Origin of the sequence: Xanthomonas sp. SHU 199, from assembly GCF_000364665.1 — a bacterium.
Taxonomy (GTDB): Bacteria; Pseudomonadota; Gammaproteobacteria; order Xanthomonadales; family Xanthomonadaceae; genus Xanthomonas_A; species Xanthomonas_A sontii.
The window spans coordinates 1-6993 of the sequence record NZ_AQOI01000719.1; the positions used below are offsets into that span (position 1 = coordinate 1).

5 protein-coding genes are annotated in these 6993 nt (G+C 70.0%); 2 read left to right on the top strand and 3 right to left on the bottom strand.

The window, feature by feature from the left end:
- Both D183_RS27080 and D183_RS0120135 read right to left on the bottom strand, forming a co-directional pair.
- Positions 1-479, bottom strand: a 479-nt coding sequence (locus tag D183_RS27080) for an FHA domain-containing protein (protein ID WP_017910585.1), incomplete at its 3' end; no start/stop codon positions are given.
- 46 nt (positions 480-525) lie between these two features.
- Entirely contained in the window at positions 526-1353 is an 828-nt protein-coding gene (locus D183_RS0120135) for a DUF6689 family protein (RefSeq protein ID WP_232757331.1), read from the bottom strand.
- Between the two features lie 243 nt (positions 1354-1596).
- Here D183_RS0120135 and D183_RS0120140 point away from each other — a divergent pair, with 243 nt between their 5' ends.
- Both D183_RS0120140 and D183_RS0120145 read left to right on the top strand, forming a co-directional pair.
- Complete coding sequence (locus D183_RS0120140; protein ID WP_017910587.1) at positions 1597-3000, top strand: S8 family serine peptidase; 1404 nt, start codon at positions 1597-1599, stop codon at positions 2998-3000.
- 631 nt (positions 3001-3631) lie between these two features.
- On the top strand, positions 3632-6112 hold the full coding sequence (locus D183_RS0120145) for a S8 family serine peptidase (RefSeq protein ID WP_026144695.1): 2481 nt from the start codon (positions 3632-3634) through the stop codon (positions 6110-6112).
- A gap of 302 nt (positions 6113-6414) precedes the next feature.
- Here D183_RS0120145 and D183_RS0120150 read toward each other — a convergent pair.
- On the bottom strand, positions 6415-6993 hold a 579-nt coding region (locus tag D183_RS0120150), incomplete at its 5' end, for an efflux RND transporter periplasmic adaptor subunit (RefSeq protein WP_017910589.1).

The window sequence follows — 6993 nt, forward strand, 5'->3', positions numbered from 1 at the left end:
CCGTGCGAATCGGCCAGAACCAGCAGGCCGCGTTCGGCCTGGGCCAGTTCGACCACCGCGTCCAGGCTGGCGCCGAGCAGATCGTCGAGTCCGCCGATCTGGGCGAGCCCTTGGGTGAGGGCGGTGGCGCGATCGCAGCGGGCGCGCTGGCGGCGTTCGGCCAGTTCCGCATCGGCCGGGCTGAGCGGGGCGAACTCGGCGTAGATGTCGCCAAAGCGCAGCCAGGTCGCGGTCTCCAGCGCGATCGGCGCGGCCACCCGCACGCCATCGCGGAAGCTGCCGTTCTTGCTGCCCAGGTCGTGCAACTGCCAGTGGCCTTCGGCCTGCGGCTGCAGTTGCGCGTGCCAGCGCGACACCGAAGGGTGTTCCAGCGCCAGCGCGTTGTCGGCCGCGCGGCCGATCGCCAGGGTCTGCCCGGCGGCGAGCAGCAGCGTCGGTGCCGGCGCGTCGGGCAGGTAGGCAGTCAGGCGCGCGGGCATCGCGGCGTGTCCTCCGTCGCGCTGGGTGCGACCGGTCCCGCAGCGCTCAAGGCGCGTAGAGACGTTGGTAGTCGATGGAGAAGCGCAGCGTCGCGGCGCCGGCCAGCAGTTCGCCGGCGGGGTTGCCTGCGCTCATGCCGGCGTTCCAGGTTTGCGCGATGCCGTGGCCGGCGCGCGACGACACCTGCTCGCGGAACCCGTCCAGCGCGACTGTGGCGGCGGTGTAGTCGGCATTGGCCAGGGCGCTCTGTACGCTGTTCAGCATGGCGGCCAGCGGCGCCGCCTCGTTGGCGGGCAGCTGCGCCACCAGCGCCTGCAGCCGGCTCAGCTTGGCGGCCACCACGTTGGCGGTCGGGCGCAGGTCGTGGAGCACGATGAACTGCGAGAAGCCGCCGGTGGTGCCGCGGGCGCGGACGCTGCCCGGGGCGATCTCATCGGTGATGTCGCGGAAATCGCCGCCCTCCGGGGCCTTGAACAGGCGCAGGGTGCTGTCGGCGGTATAGGCCAGCGCATGGGTGTGCAGCTCCACATGCACGACGCGCCGGAACGTCAGGCCGCCGCTCGGTGGCGGTGTCACCGTGATCAGCAGCGGCAACTGCGACGGCACCTGGCCGGTTTGCGTGCTGGGCAGCCGCGGCAGCAAGGCCGTGACCTGGGCCGGGGTCAGCAGTTCTGCGCTCAGACCGAGGTTGGCCGGGCTGAGGCCGCTGGCGTTGTCGAACTCCAGCGTCAGTTCCGCGAGCGGGTGCGGGCCGGCGCCGATGGCCGCCGTCGCCACATTGCCGCTCACGTCCACCTGCACCGGCAGCGGTTGCGCGGCGAGCCCGCCGCACGCCGCGACGGCGCAGAACAGCAGGCAAACCCTTGCGAACATCGTGTGCATCTGAAACCCCCTGTTGCATGTGCCGGCACTGTGCACCGCGCCTGCGTTCCGCCCGGCACCGCGGCGCGCGGCAGCGGCCTTCGTCCCGATCATACCGATCCGTACGGGCGATGCACGCGGCCCTGGGTGTTTCCACCCATGCGGGGTAGGGGCGATCCCGGATAGGCGCCACCGCGCGGCCGCGTCAGGCTGCAGTCACCCGCCCGTCCCGGGCCCACCAACCGGAGATTCCAGATGCCCATCCGTCGTCCCGCACTCGCCATCGGCATTTGCGCCGTGCTCGCCAGCGGCGTCTTCGCTGGCGGCAAGGCCGAAGCTGCCGCGCATCTGGACAGCCTGCTGGAGTCCAAGCTGGCCAGCACGCCGCTGACCGACGAGTTGCAGATCGTCATCACCTACAAGCAGTCCAAGCCGGTCTCGGCGGCGCAGCTGACCGTGTTGCACGACCTGGGCATCACCCGCGGCGTCAGCATGCAGACCCTGCCGATCGCCGGTGCGCTGGCCACGCCGGAAGAGATCCTGGCGCTGGCCGAGCGCGACGACGTCGCTTCGATCTACTACAACGCCCCGCTGCGCTACTTCAACCAGGACGCGCGCCAGGCCACCGGGGTCGACCGCGCGCAGAGCAATCCGGGCGACTTCGGCCGCACCGTGCCGTACACCGGCCGCGGCGTCGGCGTGCTGATCAACGACTCGGGCATCGATGCCAGCCACCGCGACCTGGCCTATGGCGACCGCGTGGTGCAGAACGTGCTGGCCAACACCAACCTGCACAATCTGAACTCGATGCTGCCGGTCACCTACCTGGAGGGCGTGCCGAACACCGACGCCGGTTCCGGCCATGGTACCCACTGTGCCGGCACGGTCGGCGGCAGCGGCGCGCAGTCCGGCGGCAAGTACCGCGGCGTGGCGACCGGCGCCAGCCTGGTCGGCTATGGTTCCAGCGGTGTGCTGCTGGTGCTGGATGCGGTGGGCGGCCTGGACTACGCGGCCTCGCACCAGAACAGCTTCAAGGATCCGATCCGCGTCGTCAGCAACTCCTGGGGCTCCTCCGGCAAGTTCGACCCGGCCGACCCGGTCAACGTCGCCACCTACGAGCTGTACAAGCGCGGCATCGTCAGCGTGTTCGCCGCCGGCAACGACGGTCCCAAGGAGGACACCCACAACCCGTATGCGCAGGCGCCGTGGGTGATCTCGGTCGCCGCCGGCAATGTCGACGGCACGCTGGCCGACTTCTCCTCGCGCGGCAAGGCCGGCGAGCGCGATACCTTCACCACCGCCGACGGCAAGAGCTGGACCCACATCAACCAGCCCAGCATCACCGCGCCGGGCGTGGACATCATCTCCACCCGCGCCTCCACCGGCCTGTTGCCGCCGCTGGCCGCGCAGAAGGACGAAAAGCTGATCGCGCCGGCGCAGCTGCCGTTCTACACCACCATGAGCGGCACCTCGATGGCCACGCCGCATGTGGCGGGTGTGGTGGCGCTGGTGCTGGAGGCCAATCCGAACCTGACCCCGGACCAAGTCAAGGACCTGATCGAGCGTACCGCCACACCGATGGCGGGACGTGCCTCCTGGGAAGTCGGCGCCGGTTATCTCAACGCTTACTCGGCGTTGCGCGAAGCCAGCAAGAAGTGACCGGATCGGGCGGACGCCAGCGTCCGCCCGATCCGCTGCAAGCGCAGTCGACCGCCGTGTCGGTGCTTGCGATGCAGTCCGGAGGCCATCGTTCTTCGACGAAGCGAAGCGCCGTCCGATCGACTGCTGTCGTTGACGTTTTCGCGGTTGCCTTCGATCACGCTGTCGCCGTTCGGCGGCGTGGTCGGCAGCCACCGCGATCCCCCGTGCTGGACGTGCGGGGTTCCACCGCTCCCCGGAATGGCGTCCGGGAATCGGAATGGGCCCCGCACGTCCCGCATTCCTTTCGGCCGCACCGCGCGCCGATGCGCCGGATCGGGCACGCCGCTCCCGCACCCTGTTTTTGCCGCATGTCGGCGCCCTCTGCCTGCAATGCACTCTGTTGCCGTTCCAGCCGCGGTGTTCGCTGGATCGGGTGGCATGCCCTGGCGTGTGGCTCGCCGTGCAGTGCCGACTGCCGCGAGCGGCGACAGGGGAGCGCACCCTCCAATCCCGAGGTAGTTGCATGCGCCGCGGCTGAGTGTTTCCACCCGGCCGGCCTGGGTGCGATACCGGATTGGCCGCGCATCGGCGCGCCCGGCACGCTGCGGTGACCGCCCGCTACGGGCTTCGACGATCCGGAGATTCCGCAATGTCCATTCGCCGTCCCGTTCTTGCCGTCGGTATCTGCGCCGTCCTCGCCGGCGGTGTGTTCGCCGGCGGCGACGCCCTGGCCGCCGCCCATCTCGACCAGGTACTGGAAGCCAAGCTCGCCGCTGCGCCGGCCGGCGACGCACTGCAGATCGTGATCACCTACGATCAGTCCGGGCCGGTCTCGGCCTCGCAGCTCACCGCGCTGCATGCGCTGGGCATCACCCGCGGGATCACCATGCGCACGCTGCCGATCGCCGGCGCGCTGGCCACGCCGGCCGAGATCCGAGCGCTGGCGCAGCGCGACGACGTCGCCTCGATCTACTACAACGCACCGCTGCGCTATTTCAACAAGGAAGCGCGCGAGCTGACCGGCGTGGACCGCGCGCAGGGCAATCCCGGCGATTTCGGCCGCGCGCTGCCCTACAGCGGCCGCGGCGTCGGGGTGATGATCAACGATTCCGGCATCGATGCCACCCATCGCGATCTCGCCTACGGCACCCGCGTCGTGCAGAACGTGCTGGGCACCACCAACCTGGCCAACGTCGATGCGATGCTGCCGATCACCTATGCGGAGGGCGTGCCCAATACCGACCTCGGCTCCGGCCATGGCACGCACTGCGCCGGCACGGTCGGCGGCACCGGCGCGCAGTCCAACGGCGCCTATCGCGGCGTGGCGACCGGCGCCAGTCTGGTCGGCTACGGATCCGGCGCGGTGCTGCTGATCCTGGACGCGGTCGGCGGTCTGGATTATGCGGCCACGCATCAGTTCAGCTTCAAGGATCCGATCCGCGTCACCAGCAATTCCTGGGGCTCCTCCGGCAAGTTCGATCCGCAGAATCCGGTCAACGTCGCCACCTACGAGCTGTACAAGCGCGGCATCGTCAGCGTGTTCGCCGCCGGCAACGACGGCCCCAACGAGGACACCCACAATCCGTACGCGCAGGCGCCGTGGGTGATCTCGGTGGCCGCGGGCGAGAAGGACGGCACGCTGGCTGACTTCTCCTCGCGCGGCAAGCGCGGCGAGAGCGGCAGCTTCACCATGGCCGACGGCAAGACCTGGACCTATCTCAACGAGCCGACGATCACCGCGCCCGGCGTGGACATCGTCTCCACCCGCGATTCCACCGGCGCGCTGCCGCCGTTGGCCGCGGACAAGGACAGCAAGCTGATCGCGCCGGCGCAACTGCCGTTCTACACCACCATGAGCGGTACCTCGATGGCCACCCCGCACGTGGCCGGCATCGTCGCGCTGCTGCTGGAGGCCAACCCGGACCTGACTCCGGACCAGGTCAAGGACCTGCTCGAACGCACCGCCACCAACATCCCCGGGCGCACGTACTGGGAGGCTGGCGCGGGCTACGTGAATGCCTATGCCGCGCTGTTGGAAGCGAGCAAGAAGCGCAGCGGCTTCGGCAAGACGGTCAATTCCCTGCATCCGTTCTACAGCAATGCGCTGGTGCTGCCCGGCGGCAGCCAGCCGTTCGAGGTGGCGTTCTCGCCGGTGGGTACGCCGCAAACGCAGGCGTTCACCGTCGGCAAGGACGTCGCCTGGGTCAGCGCCAAGGCCACCATCGACGCCAACACCCAGGCGCTGGTGCTGACCGATCCGGACGGCGTCAGCCACGGCTCGCCGGTGGCGTTGCCGTTGCTGGGCAGCACGGTCAGTGTCGGTGCGCCGGGCAAGCCGGGCACCTGGACCATCAGTGTGCGCGGCATCGGCTCGATCAGCGGCGTGCCGGTGGCGCCCAAGGGCAGCAACGGCATCGCGGCCCCGGGCACGGTGCGCGGCACCCTGGATTTCCTGCGCAGCGGCGGCTACACCGGCCTCAACGACGTCGCCAGCGGCGATCGCGATCGCGGCGCGGTGGAGTACGCGGTCGCCAACCGCCTGATCGACGGTTACGCCGACGGCTTGTTCCGTCCGCAGAATCCGCTCAAGCGCGCGGAGTTGGCGCGCTATCTGGTGATGGGCGCCGGCGTGCGCCAGGCGCTGCCGGCCACGCCCAGCTTCAGCGGGCTCGGCCGCAACGACCCGGCCTATCCGTTCGCCGAGGCGGCGGTGGGCAAGGGCGGAGTGCTGCGCGACCTGCAGCAGAACCAGGCCGCGGTGCTGGGGCTGGTCGCCGGCGATTTCCGTCCCAACGACGCCGTCAGCAAACTGCAGTTGGCGTATTCGCTGGTGCAGGCGCTGGGCCTGCAGACGCAGGCGCTGGCCTTCGACGGCACCCTGTCGGTGAGCTACAACAACCAGCGCCTGCCGATCGAGGACGTGGCGGCGATCCCGAGCAACCTGCGCGGCTATGTGCAGCTGGCGCTGGATGCCGGCATCCTCAACGCGCGCTTCGCGGTGACCCAGGGGCCGCAGGACCTGCAGCCGACCCTGCATGCCTACTTCGACCCAGGCAGCACGGTGTCGCGCAGCGGCTATGCGGTGATCGCCGGGCGCTTCCTCGGCGTCAATCGGCAGGCCAAGGACTGAGGACTGCGGTGACCGCGGCGACAACATGCGCGCAGATGCAAGGCCTGCGCTGTGCTGGTTTGCTGCGGTAGGCGTCTGCTGCCGCTGCGAGCGCGCCACTGGCAACCCGTTGTTGCCGCGGCTCGGCGGGATCTGTCCTTGCAACGTGTGGGCGCGGCTTCAGCCGCGACGCGGTGTAGCAGGAATGCGCGTCGCGGCTGAAGCCGCTCCTGCAAATGACGTTTCGTCGTTGTTGGAGCTGCCCCGAAAACCGATCCTACACGTGAGCTTGCCTGATCGCTGGAGGCCCCATAGGTGCGGCATCAGTTTTCCCGCGGATGCACGCTGACCGTGGCGGTCATGCCCGCAGCGAGCAGGGTGCCCTGCGGCACGCTGGCCGGATCGATGCGGATGCGCACCGGCACGCGCTGCGCCAGGCGGATCCAGTTGAAGGTGGGGCTGACGTTGGCCAGCAGCGAGGTGCCGGTCGGATTGTCGCTGTCGGAAATGCCGCGGGCGATGCCCTCGACCTGGCCGTGCAGCATCAGCCCGCCGCTCATCAGGCGGATGTCGGCGCGGTCGCCGACGTGGACCCGCGGCAGCTTGGTTTCCTCGAAATAGCCGTAGACCCACATCGCATCGTCGCGCACCAGCGCCAGGCGCGCACTGCCGGCCTGGGCGTAGTCGCCGACGCGCACTTCCAGATTGGTGATGTAGCCGTCGGCGGTGGCGCGGACCTGGGTGCGCTGCAGATCCAGCTCGGCCAGGTCGAGCGCGGCCTGCGCCTGTTCCACCGATGCCACCGCCTGCGCCTGTGCCGCGGTGGCCTGGCCGCGCAGCGCCGCGCTGCGGTGCACGTCGGCCTGCGCCGAACGCGCGGTGGCTTCGGCGTCCGAGCGCGC